The sequence below is a fragment of the Streptomyces sp. NBC_01314 genome (genome assembly GCF_041435215.1).
Taxonomy (GTDB): Bacteria; Actinomycetota; Actinomycetes; order Streptomycetales; family Streptomycetaceae; genus Streptomyces.
In genome coordinates, this window is the sequence record NZ_CP108394.1 from 3,047,508 (window position 1) to 3,069,172 (window position 21,665).

Here is a 21,665-nt window from a genome sequence, read left to right on the forward strand (position 1 = left end):
CGATGCCCACGAAGATCGACTACGACTCCAGGATCCCCAACAACGTCGCTCTCGCCGACGACCGCCGTCTGCAGCGGGCGCTGGAGGGCTGGCAGCCCAAGTTCCTCAACTGGTGGGGCGAGATGGGCCCGACCCTGGAGAACCAGGGTGTCTACCTGCGCACCGCCGTGTCGGTCGGCCGCGACGGCTGGGCCCACTTCGACCACGTCAACGTGCCCGACTACCGGTGGGGCATCTTCCTGGCCGAGCCCACCCCCGACCGCCGTATCGCCTTCGGCGAGCACAAGGGACAGCCCGCCTGGCAGCAGCTGCCCGGCGAGTACCGCGCCGACCTGCAGCGCCTGATCGTCATCCAGGGCGACACCGAGCCGGCCTCCGTCGAGCAGCAGCGACTGCTGGGCCTGACCGCGCCGAGCCTGTACGACCTGCGCAACCTCTTCCAGGTCAACGTGGAGGAGGGCCGGCACCTGTGGGCCATGGTGTACCTGCTGCACGCCTACTTCGGCCGGGAGGGCCGCGAGGAGGCCGAGGCGCTGCTCTTCCGCAACTCCGGCAGCCCCGACTCGCCGCGCATCCTGGGCGCGTTCAACGAGGAGACCGCCGACTGGCTGGCCTTCTTCATGTTCACGTACTTCACCGACCGGGACGGCAAGTACCAGCTCGGCTCGCTCAAGGAGAGCGCCTTCGACCCTCTCTCGCGGACCTGCACCTTCATGCTGAAGGAGGAGGCCCACCACATGATGGTCGGCACCACCGGCATCGACCGCGTGGTGACCCGCAGCGCCCAGCTGATCCGCGAGCACGACACCCTGGAGATCGCCGCCTGCGGGGGCATTCCGCTGGACATCATCCAGAAGTACATCAACTTCCACTACACGGTCTCCCTGGACCTCTTCGGCAGCGAGACATCCACCAACGCCGCCAACTACTACACCGCCGGACTCAAGGGACGCTGGCAGGAGGAACGCCGCAAGGACGACCACCGCCTCACCGACGACAGCGCCTTCCTGCACAAGCCGGAGAGCGACGGCAGCTGGTCGCAGGAGGAGGTCCCGGCGCTGCTGGCCCTCAACCTGGACCTGCGCGACGAGTACATCGCGGACTGCGAGAACGGCCTCAAGCGCTGGAACCGAATCCTGGAGGACCACGGGATCGCTTTCCGGCTGAGGCTGCCGCACCCTGGGTTCAACCGGAGTGTCGGTATCGCCTCGGGTCACCACATCACCCCGGACGGCACGATCGTCGACGAGCGGACCTGGGAGGCGAGCCGTCGCCACTGGCTGCCCACCGCCGAGGACCTGGCGTTCGTGCGGTCGCTGATGCAGCCGGTCTACGAGCGCGGCAAGATCGCGAACTGGGTCGCGCCGCCGGTCAACGGCATCAACGGCAAACCGTTCGAGTACGAATACGTCCGCCTGGTGTAAGGGTGCGTGAGCCACATGACCGATGTGTTCAACACGGCGGACTACCTGGTGGACCGGCACGTGCGGGAGGGCAACGGCTCCCGCACGGCCCTGGTCACCCCCGTCCGGACTCTGACCTACGAGCAGCTGGCGGCCGAGGTACGCCGGGTGGCGGCAGGACTGCGGGCCCTCGGCGTACGCCCCGAGGAACGCGTCCTGATGTGCATGGTCGACGACGTCGAGCTCTTCACCGGCATCCTCGCCGCCTTCCACATCGGCGCCGTGGCCCTCCCCGCCTCGACCATGCTCACCGGCCCCGAACTGGGCAAGCTGGTGGCCGACTCGCGCTGCCGGGTCGTGCTGGGCTCCGCCGAGTTCGGGCCGGTCGTCCGGGCGGCGCTCCAGCAGGCCCCGGAGGTGGAGCACGCCGTGCTCACCGGGCAGGACACGACCGGACTTCCGGGCCACGTCGAGGGCCATACCTGGCAGCAGCTGCTGGACGGCGTCGCCGGCGCGGACGACGGGCCGTACCCGACCTGGCCGGACTCGCCGGCCCTGTGGCTCTACACCTCGGGCACCACGGGCATGCCCAAGGCGGCCATGCACCGGCACATCGACATCAAGTTCGCCGCTGAGAACTACGGGCAGCGGGTGCTGGGCCTCGGCCCCGAGGACCGCTGCCTGTCGGTGGCCAAGCTCTTCTTCGCCTACGGCATCGGCAACTCCCTGTTCTTCCCGCTGGCGGCGGGCGGAACAGCACTGCTGGAACCCTCCAGACCGTCCCCCGCGCTGTTCGCCAAGCGGGCGGCCGGCGACCGGGCCACCGTCCTGTTCGGCACCCCCAGCTTCTTCGGGCCCCTCCTCGCGAGCGCCGACATCCCGGACGACGCCTTCACGACCGTACGGATGGGCGCCTCCGCCGGTGAGGCACTGCCCGCGCGGATGTACGACGGGATGCTGCAGCGGTTCGGAGTGGAGGTGCTCGACGGCATCGGCTCCACCGAGATGCTGCACATCTTCATCTCCAACCGGTCGGGCAGGGTCCACCCCGGATCCTCCGGCGAACCCGTCCCCGGGTACGCGGTGGAGCTGCGCGACATCGAGGGCCGTGTGGTCGAGGACGACAACGCGCCCGGCGAGCTGTACGTGCGCGGGGAGTCCGCCGCCACCGGCTACTGGTGCCGGGCCGAGACCAGCCGCCAGGTCTTCCTCGGCGACTGGGTGCGCACCGGCGACACCTACGTCCGCAATACCGACGGCACCTACACCTGCATGGGCCGCACCAACGACCTGCTCAAGGCCGGCGGCATCTGGGTCTCGCCCGCCGAGGTGGAGGAGCGTCTGCTCGCCCACCCGGACGTGGCCGAGGTCGCCGTGGTCGGCGCACCCGACGCCGACGGCCTGGACAAACCGGTCGCCTGCGTGGTGCCCAAACCCGGCCACGAGATCGATCCTGAGGCGCTCGTGACGTGGTGCCGCGAGGGCCTGGCCGCCTTCAAGCGCCCGCGCGGCGTGATCGGACTGCCCGAACTGCCCCGCACACCCACCGGCAAGATCCGTCGCAACGTGCTGCGCGCGATGGTCCGCGACGGCTCCTGGGCGGAGGCGCCGGTGCCTCCGCGCTGAGGCGGCGGCTTCTTCGCCCCCGCCGCCCCTACCCGTCCCGTCCCCAGGGGCTTTGCCCCTTCGCCCTCAGCAGGCTCTGCCCCTGGACCCCCGCTCCCCAAACGCCGGAGGGGCTGGATTCAGCGTCCGGTGTTTGAGGACTGGGCCCCTTCAGGGCCGAAGCAGGGGTCTGGGGGCACAGCCCCCAGGGACGGGGACGGGTAGGCCGGCGGGGGCGAGAAACGCTGTGCCGAAACCACGCTCCTCAACCCCGGAGGGGTTGAACCATCATGCGACAAGGAGGACGTACATGTCCCCGCCCCCCACCGATCACGACACGGATCTACTCATCGTGGGAGCCGGCCCCACCGGCCTGTTCGCCGCCTACTACGCCGGCTTTCGCGGCCTGTCCGTGACCGTGCTGGACTCGTTGCCCGAGCCGGGCGGCCAGATCAACGCCATGTACCCGGAGAAGCAGATCTTCGACATCGCCGGATTCCCTGCGGTACGGGGACGGGAACTCGTCGAGCGGCTCCTGGAGCAGGCGGCGCCCTACGACCCGCACCACCTGCTCGGCCACCGGGCCGACATGCTGGAGCGGACCGCGGAGGGCACCTTCGTCGTGACCACGCGCCAGGGGGCGCGGGTCCGGGCCAGGGCTGTGCTCATCACTGGCGGCATCGGCACCTTCACTCCCCGCCCGCTGCCGGCCGCCGCCGCGTACGAAGGGGCGGGGCTGGCCTACTTCGTGCGCCGGCCGGACGACTACGCGGGCCAGGACGTCGTGATCGTCGGCGGTGGCGACAGCGCCTTCGACTGGGCCCTCACCCTGCACCCGATCGCCGCCTCCGTGACCCTCGTCCACCGCCGCGACGCCTTCCGCGCGCACCCGGCCACCGTGGCCGCCGTACGAGCAGCGGGCGTGGAGATCATCACCGAAGCCGAACTGTCCCGCGTGAGCGGCGACGGCCGGAGCATCGAGGCGGTCGAGATCACCCGACGGGTCCCCGGCGACGGGATGACCCACCATCTGCCCTGCCAGGGGATCATCGCGGCCCTCGGCTTCACCGCCAACCTCGGCCCGCTCCTCGCCTGGGGCATCGACATCGAGAACAGGCGGCACATCCCGGTCGACTCCGCGATGCGTACCTCCGTGCCGGGGATCTACGCGGCGGGCGACATCAATGACTACCCCGGCAAGGTGCGGCTGATCGCGGTCGGCTTCGGCGAGGCCGCCACCGCCGTCAACAACGCCGCGCACCACATCGACCCGGAACAGCCGGTGTTCCCTGGCCACTCCACCGACGTCCCGACGACGGCCCCGGCCGTCGCGTAGCACCGAAGGGACCGAACACCCATGCCCTACGTCATCGCTGAGGCGTGCATCGACATCACGGACCGCTCCTGCATGGAGGAGTGCCCCGTCGACTGCATCTACGAAGGCGACCGCAAGCTCTACATCAATCCCATGGAATGCATCGACTGCGGCAACTGCGAGCCCGTCTGCCCCGTGCAGGCGATCTCCCAGGACCGCCGGGTGCCGGCGGAGCTGAAGGACTTCGTCGCCGACAACAAGCGGTTCTTCACCGAGCCCCTGCCGGGCCGGGACGCGCCGATCGGTGCACCGGGCGGCGCCGCGGGCCACGGGCCGGCCGGCACGGACACCGAACTCGTCGCCGGGTACGATCCGCGCGGCTGAGCACGCGAGCTAAGGAGGCGCCGTGATCGATGGCGAGACCGTGGTCGACGCGCACGTCCACGCCCCGAGACTGTCCACGCTCAAGCCGGCCTGGTTCGAGTGGGCGGACACCTTCTGCGGCGATCACCCGTGGCGCGATGCCTACGACGAGCGGGGCGACCCCGTGCCCGAGCGGTTGGACGCCCTCCTGGAGGCACAGGGCGTGGACCGGGCGCTGCTGTTCTGCGAATACAGCCCACGTGCCACCGGCATCCAGCCGATCGACGACCTGCTGCCCATCGTCGCGTACAACCCGGTCCGCTTCCGGCTGGTGGCGAACGTCAACCCCCACCTGCACCACCCGGTGGTGGCGGAGGCCGAACGCCAGCTGGACCTGGGCGCGGTCGCCGTCAAACTGCACCCGGTGCACGGCGGATTCGACCCGGCCGACAAGGAGCTGTACCCGCTGTACGCGCTCTGCGGCGAGCGGGGCGTCCCGGTCGTCGTGCACTCCGGCACCTCCAGCTTCCCGGGCGCCCGCGCCCGGTTCGGCGATCCCCAGCTCCTTCTCGACGCCGTGGAGGACTTCCCCGACGTACAGTTCGTCTTCGCCCACGGCGGGCGGGGCTGGTGGTACGACACCGCGGCGTTCCTCGCGCTCACCCGGCCCAACGTCTGGCTGGACCTCGCCGGACTGCCCCCGCGCAAACTGCCCGAGTACTACGCCCGGTTCGACCTGCCGAGGCTGGCCACCCGGTGGATCTTCGGCACCGACTGGCCCGGCGTGCCCGGCACCTCCCGCAACGTTGCCGCGCTGCGCGCGCTGGGCCTCCCGGCGGACACCGTGCGGGCCGTGCTGTCCGGCAACGCCGCCAAGGTCTTCCCCGACCTCGGGGTCTGAATCAGCGAAAGCTCCGTGAGGAAATGATGATGTGTCAGAGAGTCGGGGTCATCGGGGCCGGGACCATGGGAGTGGGCATCGCCTATGTCTTCGCCGTGGCGGGTTGCGAGGTCACGCTGGCGGAGCCCGATCCGGCCAGGGCGGACCGGGCGTTGGAGACCGTCCGGGCCCGGGCCGCCCTGGCGCGGGAGCGCGGCAAGCTCGATGCCGCAGAGGCCGACGGACTGCCGGGCCGCATCCATACCGTCCGGCAGATCGGCCAACTGCCCGAGGAGGCCGACCTGTTGGTCGAAGCGGTTCCCGAACGCTCGGAACTCAAGCGCCGGGTCCTCGCCGAAGCCGAGGAACGACGACCGGTGCTGCTGGCCAGCAACACCAGCGGGCTGAGCATCGACGACCTGGCCGCGCCACTGCGCCGCCCCGGCGACTTCCTCGGCCTGCACTTCTTCAATCCGGTGTGGTCGATGCCGTTGGTCGAGATCGTCCGCGGCGGGCGCACCACGGAGCCGGCGCTGAACCGGGCACACGAGGCCGCGGTGCTGATCGGCAAGGAGACCATCGTCGTCCGCGACGCGCCGGGTTTCGCCACCAGCCGCCTGGGAGTGGCGATCGGACTGGAGGCCATGCGGATGCTCCAGGACGACGTCGCCTCGGCCGAGGACATCGACCGTGCGATGGAGCTGGGCTACCGCCACCCGATGGGGCCGCTGCGGCTGACCGACCTCGTCGGCCTCGACGTACGCCTCGACATCGCCCGGCACCTTGCCGAGCAGTACGGCCCCCGCTTCGAACCGCCGAGGATCCTTCTGGAGAAGGTCGCCGCGGGCGACCTCGGCCGCAAGACCGGCAGAGGCTTCTACCACTGGGGCGAGGCGTGAGCGACCGACATCGGAAGTGACCCCGGTGGGCCCACCGCACAGGCGATGTCCAGGACGTCAGACCTGGCCGTGATCCTCGGTGAGCTCCTCCCACCGCTCCAGCGCCCGCGGGCTCCATTCGGCGTGCCTGGTGTGGAAGAGTTCGGCCGCCTTGGCCCCGCTCCAGCCCGCGGGCAGCAGCTTCGAAGGCAGGCGCGGGTCGAGGAACGGAAAGCGGCGCCACTCGTGCACCAGCATGGTCTGGGCGTGCAGGACGGCGGCACCGTCGGCGGGACGTAGTCCGGTGAACTCGTCGATGAACGCCTCATAGCGCTCCTCGACCTCGCTGAGGTCCCAGGCGCGGGCCACCATGGCCGCCTCGCTGCCCACCGCGCCGTACGTGGCGTTGAAGGACATCGCGTCGTCGGCGAGCCCGAGCTCCTTCAGGACACCGAGGGCCTCCGTCTCACGGTCGGCGCGGGGGGTGATCCACACACCGGGCTCCGGGGAGCCGAAGCCGGCCCAGGTGAGCCGGGTGCGCACGCGGTGCCGCAGGTCCCGCTTGACCTCCGGCACGGAGACCAGGACCACCAGCCAGGTGCCGTTCCAGACGCGCTCGCCGCTGCCGAAGTCGTAGATCCGCTGGGCGCCCTCGGTCAGCATCCGCCGGCCCGGCGGGGTGAGTGCCCAGCACACCCGACGGCCCGCCCGCTCCGAGGCCAGCCAGCCCTCCGCCGCGGTCCGGGCGAGCGCCTGGCGGGCCGACTTCTCCTCGACGCCGAACGTCGCCAGTGCCTCCACCAGCGCCGACGTCCACACAGGACGGCTCTGGGGGAGCACGTACTCGCCGAGCATGGTCATCAGCAGCGAGCGGGCGCTGACGTCACCGAGCTCGCGGCGCCGGCTGACCACCGGCCGTGTGCCCGCTGCCGTGCCTTTGCCGGCCCGTGCCTTCCGTGCCGGTCCGCGCGAAGCGCCCTCCACCATGGTTCTTCACTTCCCTTGCTGCCGGACATTCCGGTGCCTCACGTCGTCGTGAGGCACCGGCATCACAGCGTATCCGCGGATCCGGTAGCGGAATGCGGGCCCTCTGGACTTTCCTTAGACGATATCTTGTCGCTGCGGTAATTATCAGTAGAGTGTTGCTCGGGTCGGCGAGTGGCCGACCAGGACGAGCGAGGTGGCAGCCATGCCGGTCTACGCCCTCGGGCCCTGCGAGCCGGACATTCATCCCCGTGCCTTCGTCCACCCCGACGCCGTCGTGATCGGGAGTGTGCGGATCGGCGCGGAAGCCAGTGTCTGGCCCGGTGCCGTACTGCGCGGAGACCTCGGCGGACACATCGAGGTGGGGGCCCGCACCAGCATCCAGGACGGCACCGTGCTGCACACCACCGAGCAGTGGCCGACCGTGATCGGCCCCGAGTGCGTGGTCGGCCACAACGCCCACCTGGAGGGCTGCACCGTCGAGCGTCGCTGCCTCATCGGCTCCGGCTCCGTCGTCCTCAACCGGGCCACCGTGCGCGAGGGCGCCGTGGTCGGCGCCTGCGCACTCGTCCCCGAGGACTTCGAGATCCCGCCCAGGACCATGGCCCTCGGCGTCCCGGTACGGCTGCGAGAGACAGGGGTCGACCCTTCCTGGGTGGAGTACGCCGTACGCACCTACGCCGACGCGGCCGCCCACTATCAGCGCGATCTCCGGCGCATCGACCACTGACCACTGAGCACGGAGCGCAAGGAAAGGTGGGCCCTCCCGTGGCCGCGAAACTGCACAGCTACCTCGCCGGCGCCTGGTACGAGGCACCCGACGAGGGCCGCCCCCTGCTGGACGCGGCGACCGGCGTCGAGGTGGCCCGGCTCTCGCAGAGTCCCGTCGACGCCGTCACCGCGCTGCGTCACGCGCGGGAGGTGGGCGGCCCCGCCCTGCGGGAGCTGACCTTCCACCAGCGCGCCGGTCTGCTCAAGTCGCTGGGCAAGCACCTGACCGCGCACACCGACGAGTTCCACACGCTGTCGACCCGCACCGGAGCGACCCGCCGCGACTCCGCTCTCGACGTCGACGGCGGTATCGCGGTGCTGTTCGTCTACGGCGGCAAGGGTGTCAGAGAACTGCCCGACGGTCATGTCCTGCCCGACGGCGACACGGAACCGCTCGGCAGGCAGGGCACCTTCGGGGTACGCCACATCCATGTACCCAGGCATGGCGCGGCCGTCCAGATCAACGCGTTCAACTTCCCCGTATGGGGCATGCTCGAGAAGCTCGCGCCCGCCCTGCTGGCGGGCCTGCCCTCCGTCGTGAAACCCGCAGGACAGACGGCCTACCTGACGGAACTGGTGTTCCGCCGCGTCATCGAGTCGGGCATCCTCCCCGAAGGCGCCGTACAGCTGGTCTGCGCACCGCCCGACGGCATCCTCGACGCACTCAACGGACAGGACCTGCTCAGCGTCACCGGCTCCGCGGCCACCGCCCGCACCCTGCGCAGCCACCCGGCCGTCGTCGGCCGCGCCGTCCGCTTCAACGCCGAAGCCGATTCCCTGAACTGCGCCGTCCTGGGACCCGACGCCACCCCCGGCACCCCCGAGTTCGACCTGTTCACGAAGACCCTGGTCACCGAGATGACCGTCAAGGCAGGGCAGAAGTGCACCGCGATCCGCCGCGCCCTGGTGCCCGCCGGACTCATCGACGCCGTACAGGAAGCGGTCTCCGCCGAGCTGGACGACATATGTGTCGGCCACCCCGCCGAACCCACCGTCACCATGGGCCCACTGGCCGGGCTCGGGCAGCGGGAGGAGGTACTGCGCGCGCTCAAGGCGCTCACGGCGGCGGCCCGTGTCGTCCACGGAGACCCCGACCGGTTCGACGTACTGGACTGCGACCGCACACGCGGTGCCTTCCTCCCCCCACTGCTGCTGCGCTGCGACGACCCCGGCCGCGCCGAGCCGCACGAGGTCGAGGCGTTCGGCCCCGTGACCACCCTGCTGCCGTACGACGGAACCGCCGCCCACGCGGTCGCACTGGCCGCACGCGGCGAGGGCAGCCTCGTCGCTTCGATCGTCACGCACGACCCCGACTTCGCCCGCGAGACCCTGCTCGGCGTGGCCCCCTGGCACGGCCGCCTGCACCTCCTCGACCGCACCGACGCCGCGGAGTCCACCGGCCACGGCTCACCCCTTCCGCACACCGTGCACGGCGGCCCCGGCCGGGCGGGCGGCGGCGAGGAACTCGGGGGCATCCGCAGCGTGCTGCACCACATGCAGCGCACCGCCGTCCAGGGCCCGCCCGACACCCTTGCGATGCTCACCGAGCACCGCCCCGAAACCCCTGCTCAAGCGGAGTGAACACCATGGCAGATATCGAGAACCGCCCCCTCGCGGCGAGCGACACCACCGGCCATGCGCCGTCGGCGAAGCGGGCCGGACACGGCAGCCGCCTCGTCCAACGGCTTCTTAAGCTGCCGACCCATGCCGTTCAGAGCCGCCGACAGTCGGCCCATCTCGATGCCGGGCGCAGCCAGTTCGGGGACCCGACGGGACAGGTCCCCCGCGCGATCTCGGCGGCGGTCTGCTAGATACAGGACAGTGGCCGCAGGCTGGACCGGACCGCGAACCAGCCTGCCACCGCGAGCAGCACGAGCAGCACGAGTCCGGCACTCTCGTAGATCCGCCACATCGTGTCGACGGTGGAGTCCACCCGGGCCAGAGAGGTGGCCACGATCACGCTGCCGCCCTCGTCGTCCGGGCTCGCCGCGAGCACGGCCCACAGAACCGCATGATCGGGTCTGGCGACCGCGATCACCCGCCAGCGGGTGTCGCCGCGGGTGCTGTCCACGGTGAAGGCGCACGGCCCGCGCGGGCGGTTTCCGCTACGATGCCGGGCGGCAGGACGCGCACCGCCGATGCTGTATCCCCGCCCGCGCCGGGACAGCTCAGACGGCCAAGGTCCCCACCCGGGCCCCGCGACACCCACCCGCACGACTGCGGGCAGGCGCGGGGTGCCCGGAGAGAAGACGTCATACCACGCAATCAGTCCCGCGCCGGCCAGCGCGCCCGCGCCGCGCAGAAGGTCGCGGGCGGCACGGGCAAGTACACCGAGCCGCTGTGCGCCAAGCCCGGCCCGTCCGGCGCCCGCAGGGAACCCGCCCACGCCGAGCCCGCCCGCCGGCTCGCCGCCCAGCTGCGCGCCAGCCTCGGCACAGAGGGGGAGGAGGCTGCCTGTCTGGTGGACGCGGCGATGGCCTGGGCGGTGAAGGACCGCGAACTCAAGCATGCCCTGCTGCGCGCGGGCGGCGACCTCGCCGCCCGCGCGCGCCTTCGCCCCGCCCTGGACGAGCACGCCGCCGGCGAGGTCACGGTGCACGACGTGCCCCCCTCGTCCAGACCGTGCACATGGTGCTGGAGGCGGCCGCCGAGGAAAAGGCGAGCGCGGAGTTGCTGCGCGCGGTCGCGGACGTCCTGGACCGGCTCGTCGGCGCCAGCCACATCGGCAATCCCGCGATCTACGGGGTGCGGGCCGGCGGATGGCTCACCAAGCCGAGGATGTGGGAGCGGGTGTACCCCACGACCGCCCCGGTAGCGGTCGTCGCGGCGGCGGCCCTGCGCACGATGCGGGAAGCCGCCCGCATCCCCGACAAGGACGAACTGACCTGTGCCGACTGCATGTTCACCTCCAGGAGGCTGTCCGCTTCGCGCGTACCGCCGCCGACCTAGGGCCGGGTGTGTACGCTCACCGGTGTATTTGATGATCACGGAAAAGCCGCCTCGGCTGGGCCCTCGACATCCCCCTGGCAGGCGGGCGCTGCAGGACGAACTCAAGCGCGACCTGCCGGTTCCGTTCGAGTTCCCCGCCGAAGGCGGACTGATCCAGAAGTCCGGGCAGCCGAGGCACACCCCGACCGCCCGGACTTCAACTGTTCGGTGCGGTATCGCTACCTCGTCAGACGATCATCCACTGCTGGTTCGCGCCGGAGGTGCAGGTCGACTGGTCCAGGGCCGCACCGTTGGCGGTGGACGCCCCGGCGACCTGGAGGCACTTGCCGCTGTTGACGTTGGTGAAGGTGAGGTAGGCGCCGATCACTGCTGTCCTCTTCCACAGCTGGTGCGAGGCCCCGGTGCACGTCGACTGGACGGCGGCCGCACCGTTGGCGGTGGACGCCCCGGCGACCTGGAGGCACTTGCCGCTGTTGACGTTGACCAGCTGGTAGTTGGAGCCTACGAGGGTGGGCTTCCACTGCTGATTGGTCCCGGAGTTGCAGTTCCCGGAGTTCACCGACGCTCCGTCAGCCGTGCTCGCGGACCAGACGTCCGCGCACTTGTCGGCGTTCCGGTTCCACAGGTGGTTGTTCGGGGCCCCGAGCGGACCGGAGAGGACAGGCCAGCCGTTCGCGAAGGTCAGCTGACGGATGTCGAGTGCCTCCCGACCGGCCTGGTCGGCGTCGTAGTAGTGGTAGGCGAGGTACTTGGACGAGCCGTCGTCGTAGGCGTCGGCACCGCCGGCGGCCACCCTGGGGCGAGCGCCGTTGAGGACGGTGGTTCCGCCGTTTGACAGCATGTTTGTGCCGCTCTGGTCGAGATACGGTCCCGTGATGCTGGTGGACCGGCCGACTACGGTGTAGTAGTTGCTGTTCGTTCCGCTGCAGCACAGCCCCTTGGAGCCGAAGAGGTAGTAGAAGCCGCCGTTGAGGACGATCGTCGGGTTCTCGATGCCGACGGCGAGGTGCCAGAGGTTGTGGTCGGTGGTGGACAGCTTGCCGGTGGACTGGTCCAGGACGTGCATGTAGGTGCCGGGGCCGGTGAAGGAGCCCCAGGAGATGTACAGGCGGCCGTCCGGTCCCCAGTCGACGTTGGGGTCGATCGGGTAGTTGACGTCCGTGACCATGCCCTGGTCGGTCCAGGGGCCCTCGATGTTCGTGGCGGTGGCCACGCCCATCACGGCGTACGAGGTGCCCCAGCGCGAACCGGCGTAGTACAGGTGGTACTTGCCGTTGAACTGCTTGATCTCCGGGGCCCAGATGTTCGGCGGGGTCGCACCGAGCTTCGCGGTGATCCAGGACGGGGTCGACCCCCAGACGTTCCCCACCTTCGTCCATCCGGACGCCGCGGTGCCGCCGCACGTCTTGTGGATGGTGATGGATCCGCTGGGGTTCGCCGAGTCGTTCTCGAACCCGGTGGAGAAGCCGTAGTAGCAGCTGCCCACCTTGATGAGGCTCGGGTCGTGCATACGGACGTCACCGCTGAGTGCCTGCGCGGGAGAGGCGGTGACCAGACCGAGGACGGTCAGGAAGGCCACCAGGACCGCCCCGAGTGTGGACCGGCCGCTTCTCCCGCGTATCCCGGGACGCGGCCCCGGGTGGTTGTGGACGCGCATACGAGACTCCTTCGTGTCGCAGTTGAGGGGCGGGAGTTCACCCCCCGAGTGGGCGTCGGCCGTTCCGGGCTGCGCTGCGTTTTCCGTGTCCGCGCCCCATCGGGGAGGTGATGGGGCGCGGACACGGGCCGGACCAGCGGTTCTGCTGGATCGCGGCGCCGGGAGGTCGTGTGGGGCGGGCTTGTGGTCCGCCTCGGCACGGCTTGAGGCCGCTGCCGAAGGGCTCTGGCGGTCGGGGTCGCCGGTCGCTAACCCTTGACCGCTCCGGCCGTCATGCCCGCCACGATCTGCCGGTTGAAGAACAGGAACATGATCAGCGGCGGGATCGTGATGAGCAGGATGTCCATGAAGAGCAGGTTGTAGCTGGTGCTGTACTGGCTCTGGAAGTTGAACAGGGTCAGCTGGACGGTGGCGTTCTGCTCGCCGGGCAGGAAGTACAGCGGGTTGGTGAAGTCGTTGAAGACGGCCACCGACTGCACGACGATCACCGTCACGATCACCGACCGCAGCACCGGGAGGATGACCTGGAAGAACAGCCGCAGCGGTGACGCCCCGTCGATGATGGCGGCCTCGTCGAGTTCGCGCGGAATGGTGGCGATGAAGGCGCGGAAGAGCAGGATGGAGAAGGACAGACCGAACGCGATCTCCACGAGGATCAGTCCGGGGAGGGTGCCGAACAGGCCGGCCTTCTGCAGGACCCAGATCGTCGGCACCACGGCCGGGGGGATGATCAGCCCGGACAGGACGAGGAAGTTGATGAGTCCCGTCCACCGGGTGACCCGCCGCTGCAGCACGAACGCGACCATCGCGCCGAGGACGACCATCGCCGTCACGCTGGCGACGGTCAGGATCACGCTGTTGATGAACGCGATGACGAGGATGTAGTCCCGCGCCTGGACGACCTCGACGAGGTTGTCCACCAGCTGGAAGTGGCGCGGCCAGGAGAAGTCGAGCTGGGAGGCCTGCTGCGGGTCCTTCACCGCCGTGAGCACGATGAACGCGAACGGGATGATGAAGACGACGACGCTGGCGGCGACCGACAGGACGCCGAGCCAGGTACGGGCGGGATTCTTCACCGCTCGACCTCCTTGCTCGCCAGGAAGCGGGACAACGGGACGATGACCGCGGTGACGACCAGGAAGAGGATGACGTTTCCGGCGGTCGACAGGCCGTAGAAGCCAGCCTGGTACTGCTTGTAGATGACGGAGGCGACCACGTCGGAGCTGAAGCCCGGTCCGCCGCGCGTCATGGCCCAGATGAGGTCGAAGGACCGCAGGCCGCCGATGAGCGACAGGATGATGACGGTCGAGGTCGCCGGCCAGCTCAGCGGCAGGATGACGTTGCGGAACTGTTGCCACGGGCCCGCGCCGTCGATCCTCGCCGCCTCGTAGTAGTCCTGCGGGATGGACACGATGCCGGCGATGTAGATGACGGTGGCGAGCCCGACACCCTTCCAGACGTCGACGAGGGCCACCGAGAACAACGCCAGCGACGGGTCCGTCAGCCAGCCCGGACCGTCGATGCCGACGACCGCCAGCGCCTTGTTGATCGCTCCGGTGGAGGGGTCCATGAAGGCGGTGAAGGTGATGCCGATGCCGACGGTGCTGACCAGGACGGGGAAGAACACCACCGAGCGCAGATAGCCGCGGGCGCGGATCTGGCTGGTCAGCAGGATTCCCAGGAGGAGGCCGAGGACCACCTTGAGGCCCGAGGTGACGACCGCGTAGAGGAACGTGTTGACGAAGCCCTTGACGAGGGCGGGTTCCTGGAAGAACTCGGTGAAGTTGTCCAGGCCGATGAAGGTCGACTTGAAGATGGTCCACCGGGTCAGGCTGAAGTAGAACGACGCGAACGTCGGGACGAGGAACAGCACCCCGTAGATCACTGCGGCCGGCAGGTAGAACCAGGTGGGATAAGCGCTGTGCATCTTGGCGGACCGACGCGTTCTGGCCGCCACTTTCGGCTTCTCGGCCGTCGGTGGCCCGGTCGGTACAGCTGTGGTCATCGGTCGACCTCTCTCGGGCGTCTCCCCGCACCCTTTCCGGAGGCGGGGAGGCACTGACGTGCGTTCCTACCAGCCCGACAGGCCGAGTTGCTGAGCCTGCTTCTTGACGTCCTTGTCGTACAGGGCTGCGCCGGCCTTGGCCCCGGTGATGCCGGAGCCGACCTGGACACAGATCTGTTCGAGGCTCGGGCCCTTCACCGGGGACAGGAACTCCAGCGCCGGGCTCTGGGCATCGTCGGTGAAGTACGCCGCGACGTCCTTGGTGATGGTGGGAACGTCTGCCGGCAGGGTGCAGCCCTCGACCAGGTACGGGCCGGTGGGCGTCGACGCCTCCGCCTGGGAGGTGCAACCGGCCGGGCTCGCGGTGAACGCGAGGAACTTCTTGACCGCGGCGAGCTTGTCACCGGTGGTGCTCTTCGGGACGTAGAAGGCGTTCGGGAACCACGCCGTCATGCCGTTGGCGGAGGCCTCGTCCCCGGGCAGGGCGAAGAAGCCGACGTCGTTGAGCTCATCGGGGTTGCTCGTCTTGATCGCGCCGATGACGGTGGAGAGCATCGGGTACTGGGCGCCCTTGCCGGTGGCCAGCATCTCCAGGCCCTTGACGAGCGTGGCCGACGCGTAGTCGGAGTTCTGCAGCTTCAGGTCGTGGATCTGCTGCAGGTGCTCGAAGCCCTTGACGGCGTTCTCGTCGGTGGCGAACTTCGCCTTGTTGGCGGTGAACTCCCCCGCGAAGTCCGGTTCTTCGGCGGACACGTTGTGGAAGTCGCCCAGGACGAGGAGCTGGGAGGTCCAGGTGTCCTGGTAGGTCTGAATGACCGGGGCGATGCCGGCGGCCTTGATCTTCTTGCTGTTGGCGATGAAGTCGGCCCAGGTCTTCGGTACCGTCAGACCGAGCTTGGCGTAGACCTTCTTGTTGTAGAGGACACCGCCGCCCAGAGCCGAACCGAAGGGCACGCCGTAGGTCTCGTCACCGACCGTGACCTGAGGGACGAAGGACTTGTCGAGGCTCTTGACGTACGAGTCCTGGGTGATCGGCGTGAGGGTCTTCGCCGGGTCGATCTGCTGGAACAGCGAACCGGTGTTGTACGAGAAGACTTCGGCCATGCTGTCGGTTTGCAGCCGCGTCTTGATGAGGTTGTCGCCGTCGGCTCCGCCGGGGCGCGTCTCCACACTGACCCTGATCTTTGGGTTCTTGGCCTGGAAGTCCTTCGCCAGCTGCTTGGCGGCCGCAAGGTTGTCGGGTGCGTTGTCGACGAGCAGCTTGATCGTCGTCGCGCTGTCGTCCCCGCTGGAGGAGCCGAGAGAGCCCGCGCTGCACGCGCTGAGCAGGAGCGGCAGAACGGCGGCTGCGGCGACGGCCGTCCTTCTCTTGGCGCGAGTGGTTGACCTCATGGATGGTTCCTTCGTTCAAGCGGGGATGGATCGTTTCGATGGCTGAGGGTGACGCCTCATAGGCAGTCACGCGAGAGACTGCTGCGTCCGCTGCGGCGGACGCGAGCACTGGACCGACCAAGCCTCCGGCGGACGACTTTCGAGGCAAGGAAGGGGGCCGGTAACGATGCGACAGAAGCTTCTGAGCCCTCTGGTCACCATCTACCACTTCTGACACCCTGAGCGGCCCGGCCGTGGTGCGGCCGCCTGTCGTGGGCCCTGTCGTGCGAACCACCTTCGTGTAACGTTCCACGAAGGGATGCCCCATAGGTTGAAGCGAACAGGCCGGAACCGTCAAGTCATCCGCGAGTAACGTTCCGGAAACACCCGACGGGGCGGGCGGTGCATGACGACGGAGGTGCGCGCCAGTGCGACCGGCAAACAGTTCGAAGAGAGCCACCATCACCGACGTCGCGCGCAGCGCGGGGGTGTCCACCTCGGCGGTGTCGAAGGTGCTGCGCAACGCCTACGGGGTGAGCCCTGCGATGCGTGAGCGGGTGCAGGCGGCCATGGCCGAGCTGGGCTACCGTCCGCACGCCGCCGCCCGCGGCATGAGGGGCCGCACCTACACGATCGGTGTTCTCCTCGCGAGCATCCGCAACGCTTTCTACGCAGACCTCCTGGACGGAGTGAACACAGCCCTCAGAGGCACCGAGTACGCGCTGTTCCTCGGCTCCGGCGGCTCCTCCGAGATGGAGGAGCAGACCAAGCTGATCCACACCATGGCGGACCGGCAGATGGACGGTCTGATCCTGATCGCGCCCACCGTCCCCCGCACGGAAGTGGTCCGCCTCGCGGCCGAGGTGCCGACGGTGGTGATCGGCCACCACGATCCCTCCCCGGCATACGACTGCGTGGTCAACCAGGACGGGGCCGGCGTCGACCTGGTCGTCGACCACCTGATCACCCTCGGGCACCGGGACATAGCCCATCTGTCGCATCCGACGGTGCGCGGCACCCAGTGGGAGCAGCGGCCCGAGCACCACGTACGGGCCGCCTACCGTGCGGCGATGGCCCGGCACGACCTCGCCGACCTGGCCCGGGTCGTGCACTCCGGGTATTCGGACGAGGGCGGCTACCGGGGCGCCATGGAACTGCTCACCTCCACACGCCCGCCCACCGCGATCTTCGCGGGCGCGGACGTCGCCGCGACCGGCGTCTTCCGGGCCGCGGCCGAGCTCGGCCTGCGCATCCCCGACGACCTCTCGCTCGCCGGATACAACAACACCTCGGTCGCAGCCCTCGCGCCGGTGAACCTGACCAGCGTCGACCAGGCGGGCGCCATGATGGGCGAGACCGCGGCCCGGTTGCTGCTGGAGCGGATCGAGAAGCGGCGCGACCGCGCCGTCGTCATGGCCTCGACGCCCCACCTCGTGCCACGCGGCAGCACCGCACCGGCACCCGGCGCCTGATCGGCCGGCTCCCTCGCCGCAGAGCGTTCGACCCGGGTCCTGGGCGGGCGAGCGTCGAACCCGAGCGAGGGACGCCGCACATTTCCTCAGCTTCTCCTCTTGACGCACCGGACATCTCCGTCCCAGGGTTGAGTCGATTTAAGCGTGGAACGTTGCACACGATAGAGAAGCGAGGCGGCCGGCATGGGCCTTGAGCGTCCCGAACCCGACACCACACTGGTCTCCGTCCGGTTCGAGCACCGGGGGGACGCGCTCGGCGTCGGCACGCCCGAACCCCGCCTGTCGTGGCAGGTCCGCACCGACGACCCCGCCTGGCGGCAGACGGCGTACGAGGTGGAACTGGACGGCGGTACGACGGCGCATGTCGATTGCGCCGAGCAGGTGCTGGTGCCGTGGCCCTTCGCCCCCCTGGCCTCACGCGGCGGGGCGAGTGTCCGGGTCCGGGTGGCCTGCGGAACGCGCTGGAGCGACTGGAGCGCGCCGGCCACCGTGGAGACGGGCCTGCTGCGCCCCGACGACTGGACCGCCCGGTTCATCACCCCCCACCACCACGGCGCCCTGGACGCGCCCGCCCCCGAGCTCGTACGGACGGTCGTGCTGCGGGAGGACGTGGTCTCGGCCCGCCTCTACGCCACCGCTCACGGTGTCTACACCGCGTCCCTCAACGGCATCCGGGTCGGCGACGAGGTCCTCGCCCCCGGCTGGACCAGCTACCGCCACCGGCTGCGGTACCAGACCCACGACGTCACCGCCCTGTTGAAGAAGGGCGAGAACACCCTGTCGGCCGTGCTCGGCAACGGCTGGTACCGCGGCCACCTCGGCTGGTGGGGCGCCCGCGCGCTGTACGGCGACCGGCTGGCCCTGCTGGCCCAGCTGGAGGTCCGCTACGCCGACGGTTCGGTGGAGGTCTTCGGCACCGACGAGCAGTGGCGGGCCCGCGATTCCGGGATCCTCGCGGACGACCTCTACAAGGGGCAGCGCACCGACCTGCGGTTCGCCCCGGGCCAAGCCGACGGCCCGGTGGAGGTGCTGTCCGGGCAGGAGGCGGACCTGGCGCGACTGGTCGCCCCGGAGGGGCCACCGGTACGCGTCACCGAGGTGCTGCCCGCGTCGAAGGTCTGGCAGTCGCCGTCCGGCCGTACGCTCGTCGACTTCGGCCAGAACATCGTCGGCTGGGTCCGGCTGCGCGTGCGTGACACCACGGCCGGCGCCGAGGTCGTCGTGCGGCACTCCGAGGTCCTGGAGGACGAGGAGCTGTGCACGAGGCCGCTGCGGACGGCCGACGCCATCGACACCTACCTCCTGGCCGACGCCGAGGAGACCGTCCTCGAACCCTCGCTCACGTTCCACGGTTTCCGGTACGCCGAGGTCACCGGCGTACCGGACCTGGCGGCCGATGATGTGCACGCCGTCGTCGTCAGCAGCGACCTGCGCCGCACAGGGTGGTTCTCCTGCTCCGACCCGGACCTGGAGCAGTTCCACGACAACGTCGTCCGGGGCACACGCGGCAACTTCCTGGACATACCCACGGACTGCCCGCAGCGCGACGAACGGCTCGGCTGGACCGGCGACATCCAGGTCTTCTCCCCCACCGCCACCTTCCTCTTCGACGCGGCGGGCTTCCTGTCCTCCTGGCTCGCCGACCTCGCCGCCGACCAGCACGCCGACGGCGCGGTCCCCTGGGTGATCCCCGACGTCCTGGACGACGCGGCCCCGACCGCGGCGGCCTGGGGCGACGCCGCCCCGGTGGTGCCGTGGGTGCTGTACGAACGCTACGGCGACCTCGGCGTCCTTGAGCGGCAATTCACCAGCGCCCGCGCATGGGTCGACAAGGCCGCCTCCCTCACGACCGACGGAGTGTGGGCGGGCGGATTCCAGTTCGGCGACTGGCTCGACCCCACCGCGCCGCCGGACGACCCGTTCGCCGCCCGCACTCCCACCGATGTCGTCGCCACCGCCTGCCTGGTCCGCTGCGCCGACGTCGTCGCCCACACCGCGGAGGTCCTGGGCCGCTCCGCGGACGCCGCCCACTACTCCGCACTCGCCGACCAGACCCGCCAGGCGTTCGCCCGCGCCTACGTCACCCCGGCGGGCCGGGTGCTGGGCGACTCACCGACCGCGTACGCCATGGCCCTGCAATGGAACCTGCTGGCCTCCCCGCACCATCGTGCGGTGGCCGGAGACCGGCTCGCCGACCTCGTCCGCACGAACGGCTTCCGTATCGCCACCGGATTCGTCGGCACCCCGCTGATGACCGACGCCCTCACCTCCGCCGGGCACCCGGACCTCGCCCACCGGCTGCTGCTGGAGAAGGGCTGCCCGTCCTGGCTGTATCCCGTGACGATGGGCGCCACCACGGTCTGGGAACGCTGGGACAGCATGCTGCCCGACGGCACGGTCAATCCCGGCCAGATGACCTCCTTCAACCACTACGCCCTCGGAGCCGTCGCCGACTGGATGCACCGCACCGTCGCCGGACTGGCCCCGGCCGCGCCCGGCTACCGCGAAATCCGCGTACGTCCCCTGCCGCACCGGTCACTCACCCACGCCACGGCCGTGCACCTCACCCCGTACGGCGAGGCGTCCGTGGGCTGGCGGCGCGAGCACGGCCGCTTCCACCTGAAGGTGGTCGTGCCCGCGGGCACACGGGCCACCGTCCACATCCCCGGTTCCGCGCAGCCTCCGGTGACCGTGGCGCACGGCACGCACACGTGGACCGTCGACGACCCCTGCCCCGCCCCGGCACCGTCCGAGGTGGTCACCGTGCGGGACCTGATGGACGAGCCCAACCTGTGGGCACACACAGTCGGCGCCCTGACCCGGCAGGGGCTGAACGGGGACTCGGCACAACTGGCCCGGCAGCTGGGACCCTTCCTGGACCTGCCGGCCGGCCGACTGCCCGCGCTGCTCAACAGGGTCCTATTCGAGGACGGCGGCACCGACGCCGCCGCCGCTCTGGAGACGTTGCTGAGCAGCGCGGCGGACTGACCTCCACCACGCACACCGTGTTCGCGGAGGCATCAGCCGCTGACACCGATCTGAAACGATTTAGATGAAGATGTCATGCCCATAAAGGCTCGCTCCTGTTCGTACCCCTCACAGGCCTACTCGTGTTCGCCGTGGTCGGATGCACGGCGGTCGTGCCCGCCTCCGCGTCTCTTGCCGGGCCGGTCTCGGACTCGTCGTTCTCCGTGAAGGCGCTGACCACCAACGGCCGGGTGAACCCGCTGGGCATCGGAAACGAGGACCCGGTCTTCGGCTGGCAGTCGACGTCGGACCGGCGGGCAACCTCGCAGAAGGCCTACGAGATCCAAGGCGGACGCACGCCGACGCCGACCCGTTGCTGGTGCTCACCGAGTCCGCGCTGGAGCGCTATGGCCTGCCCGTCGCCCTCACGGATGAGGAGCGGCTCGCCGGGCGGATCCCCGAGGGCCACAAGGTCATCAAGCAGCTGGTCCGTGCGGAGTGGAAACTGACCAAGCGCGGGTTCGGGCCGTGGGGTCCAGGCCGCCGTCACCGACCACGCCAAGGAGCAGGACAAGCCCCGCTTCGGCGTCGAAGCCGCCGTACGGACCAAGGCCCGGCATCCGGAACCGGAGCCGACGGCAGCGTAGCGGGCCGTAAAGCTGGCCCAGCCGCCCGAGAAGACTGCGCCTGCGCGGCACCGCGTTGGGCATCGCTGGACGCGGACCTCCCGGCACCGGCCAGGCAGGCCACCCACGACGGCCGTCAAATTTCGTCCGTTCCCGAGCTCTCTTATCCCGGCACCGTCGACGAAAGATCGCAAACGCTTTACGCTGCGTGCTCGGAAGGTAACTAGCTGGGGGGCGAATGGTCGATCCGATCGAGATCGAAGCACCGGACGATACGGGCTCGCCAACCTTTCGGCGATACGAGTACCAGGTCCACATCGCTGTGCAGGCGGTCTTGGAGATGTTGGCGGGTGGGACGGTCCAGCACATCACCTGCGAGCAGGGCGGTTGCAAGTTCCGGGGGCGTGCGGCTGGTCGGG

General features: G+C 69.9%; 18 protein-coding genes and 1 pseudogene. 13 read left to right on the forward strand and 6 right to left on the reverse strand.

The window, feature by feature from the left end; all coding sequences use genetic code 11:
• The first annotated feature begins 2 nt into the window (after positions 1 to 2).
• The 6 genes from boxB to OG622_RS13435 all read left to right on the forward strand — a co-directional run bounded on the left by boxB (position 3) and on the right by OG622_RS13435 (position 6,465).
• Positions 3 to 1,424: a benzoyl-CoA 2,3-epoxidase subunit BoxB gene (boxB, locus tag OG622_RS13410; protein ID WP_371576073.1), complete on the forward strand. Its 1,422-nt coding sequence runs from the start codon at positions 3 to 5 to the stop codon at positions 1,422 to 1,424.
• A 15-nt stretch (positions 1,425 to 1,439) separates the two neighbouring features.
• Positions 1,440 to 3,029 (forward strand): benzoate-CoA ligase family protein, encoded by a 1,590-nt coding sequence (locus tag OG622_RS13415; protein ID WP_371576074.1) that lies wholly within the window; start codon positions 1,440 to 1,442, stop codon positions 3,027 to 3,029.
• 289 nt (positions 3,030 to 3,318) lie between these two features.
• Positions 3,319 to 4,344, forward strand: a complete 1,026-nt coding sequence (locus OG622_RS13420; protein ID WP_371576076.1) for an NAD(P)/FAD-dependent oxidoreductase — start codon at positions 3,319 to 3,321, stop codon at positions 4,342 to 4,344.
• A 21-nt stretch (positions 4,345 to 4,365) separates the two neighbouring features.
• Entirely contained in the window at positions 4,366 to 4,707 is a 342-nt protein-coding gene (gene fdxA / locus OG622_RS13425) for a ferredoxin (protein ID WP_371576077.1), read from the forward strand.
• 22 nt (positions 4,708 to 4,729) lie between these two features.
• A complete protein-coding gene (locus OG622_RS13430; RefSeq protein ID WP_371576079.1) occupies positions 4,730 to 5,587 on the forward strand; it encodes an amidohydrolase family protein in 858 nt (285 codons plus the stop codon).
• Positions 5,588 to 5,616: 29 nt separating this feature from the next.
• The gene (locus OG622_RS13435; RefSeq protein ID WP_371576082.1) at positions 5,617 to 6,465 is read left to right on the forward strand and encodes a 3-hydroxyacyl-CoA dehydrogenase family protein; all 849 of its coding nucleotides are present in this window, start codon (positions 5,617 to 5,619) and stop codon (positions 6,463 to 6,465) included.
• A 57-nt stretch (positions 6,466 to 6,522) separates the two neighbouring features.
• Here OG622_RS13435 and OG622_RS13440 read toward each other — a convergent pair whose 3' ends face one another.
• Positions 6,523 to 7,431, reverse strand: a complete 909-nt coding sequence (locus OG622_RS13440) for a PaaX family transcriptional regulator C-terminal domain-containing protein (RefSeq protein ID WP_371576085.1) — start codon at positions 7,429 to 7,431, stop codon at positions 6,523 to 6,525.
• Between the two features lie 202 nt (positions 7,432 to 7,633).
• Here OG622_RS13440 and OG622_RS13445 point away from each other — a divergent pair, with 202 nt between their 5' ends.
• Genes OG622_RS13445 through OG622_RS13455 form a run of 3 tightly spaced genes read left to right on the forward strand, consistent with a single transcriptional unit; the run spans position 7,634 to position 10,010 of the window.
• Positions 7,634 to 8,158 (forward strand): gamma carbonic anhydrase family protein, encoded by a 525-nt coding sequence (locus OG622_RS13445; RefSeq protein ID WP_371576087.1) that lies wholly within the window; start codon positions 7,634 to 7,636, stop codon positions 8,156 to 8,158.
• 38 nt (positions 8,159 to 8,196) lie between these two features.
• A complete protein-coding gene (gene paaZ / locus OG622_RS13450) occupies positions 8,197 to 9,780 on the forward strand; it encodes a phenylacetic acid degradation bifunctional protein PaaZ (RefSeq protein WP_371576089.1) in 1,584 nt (527 codons plus the stop codon).
• A gap of 5 nt (positions 9,781 to 9,785) precedes the next feature.
• Positions 9,786 to 10,010, forward strand: a complete 225-nt coding sequence (locus OG622_RS13455; protein ID WP_371576090.1) for a hypothetical protein — start codon at positions 9,786 to 9,788, stop codon at positions 10,008 to 10,010.
• Here OG622_RS13455 and OG622_RS13460 read toward each other — a convergent pair.
• A complete protein-coding gene (locus OG622_RS13460) occupies positions 10,007 to 10,798 on the reverse strand; it encodes a hypothetical protein (protein WP_371576092.1) in 792 nt (263 codons plus the stop codon). The genes OG622_RS13455 and OG622_RS13460 overlap by 4 nt on opposite strands.
• Positions 10,799 to 10,827: 29 nt before the next feature.
• On the opposite strand from OG622_RS13460, the gene OG622_RS13465 reads away from it, so the two are divergent.
• Complete coding sequence (locus OG622_RS13465) at positions 10,828 to 11,148, forward strand: hypothetical protein (RefSeq protein WP_371576093.1); 321 nt, start codon at positions 10,828 to 10,830, stop codon at positions 11,146 to 11,148.
• Positions 11,149 to 11,374: 226 nt separating this feature from the next.
• Here OG622_RS13465 and OG622_RS13470 read toward each other — a convergent pair whose 3' ends face one another.
• The 4 genes from OG622_RS13470 to OG622_RS13485 form a co-directional block, all read right to left on the reverse strand.
• Positions 11,375 to 12,805, reverse strand: a complete 1,431-nt coding sequence (locus OG622_RS13470) for a family 43 glycosylhydrolase (protein ID WP_371576096.1) — start codon at positions 12,803 to 12,805, stop codon at positions 11,375 to 11,377.
• A gap of 248 nt (positions 12,806 to 13,053) precedes the next feature.
• Positions 13,054 to 13,881, reverse strand: a complete 828-nt coding sequence (locus OG622_RS13475) for a carbohydrate ABC transporter permease (RefSeq protein ID WP_371576098.1) — start codon at positions 13,879 to 13,881, stop codon at positions 13,054 to 13,056.
• The gene (locus OG622_RS13480; protein ID WP_371576099.1) at positions 13,878 to 14,810 is read right to left on the reverse strand and encodes a carbohydrate ABC transporter permease; all 933 of its coding nucleotides are present in this window, start codon (positions 14,808 to 14,810) and stop codon (positions 13,878 to 13,880) included. The genes OG622_RS13475 and OG622_RS13480 overlap by 4 nt, the downstream gene beginning before the upstream one ends.
• Positions 14,811 to 14,876: 66 nt before the next feature.
• Positions 14,877 to 16,202, reverse strand: coding sequence for an ABC transporter substrate-binding protein (locus OG622_RS13485; RefSeq protein ID WP_371576101.1), 1,326 nt, complete (start codon positions 16,200 to 16,202; stop codon positions 14,877 to 14,879).
• 407 nt (positions 16,203 to 16,609) lie between these two features.
• Here OG622_RS13485 and OG622_RS13490 point away from each other — a divergent pair, with 407 nt between their 5' ends.
• The 3 genes and pseudogenes from OG622_RS13490 to OG622_RS13500 form a co-directional block, all read left to right on the forward strand.
• On the forward strand, positions 16,610 to 17,653 hold the full coding sequence (locus tag OG622_RS13490; RefSeq protein ID WP_371576102.1) for a LacI family DNA-binding transcriptional regulator: 1,044 nt from the start codon (positions 16,610 to 16,612) through the stop codon (positions 17,651 to 17,653).
• Between the two features lie 183 nt (positions 17,654 to 17,836).
• Positions 17,837 to 20,641, forward strand: coding sequence for a family 78 glycoside hydrolase catalytic domain (locus OG622_RS13495; protein WP_371576104.1), 2,805 nt, complete (start codon positions 17,837 to 17,839; stop codon positions 20,639 to 20,641).
• A gap of 340 nt (positions 20,642 to 20,981) precedes the next feature.
• A pseudogene (locus OG622_RS13500) lies at positions 20,982 to 21,197 on the forward strand (transcriptional regulator); the annotation flags it as partial.
• Positions 21,198 to 21,665 lie beyond the last annotated feature (468 nt).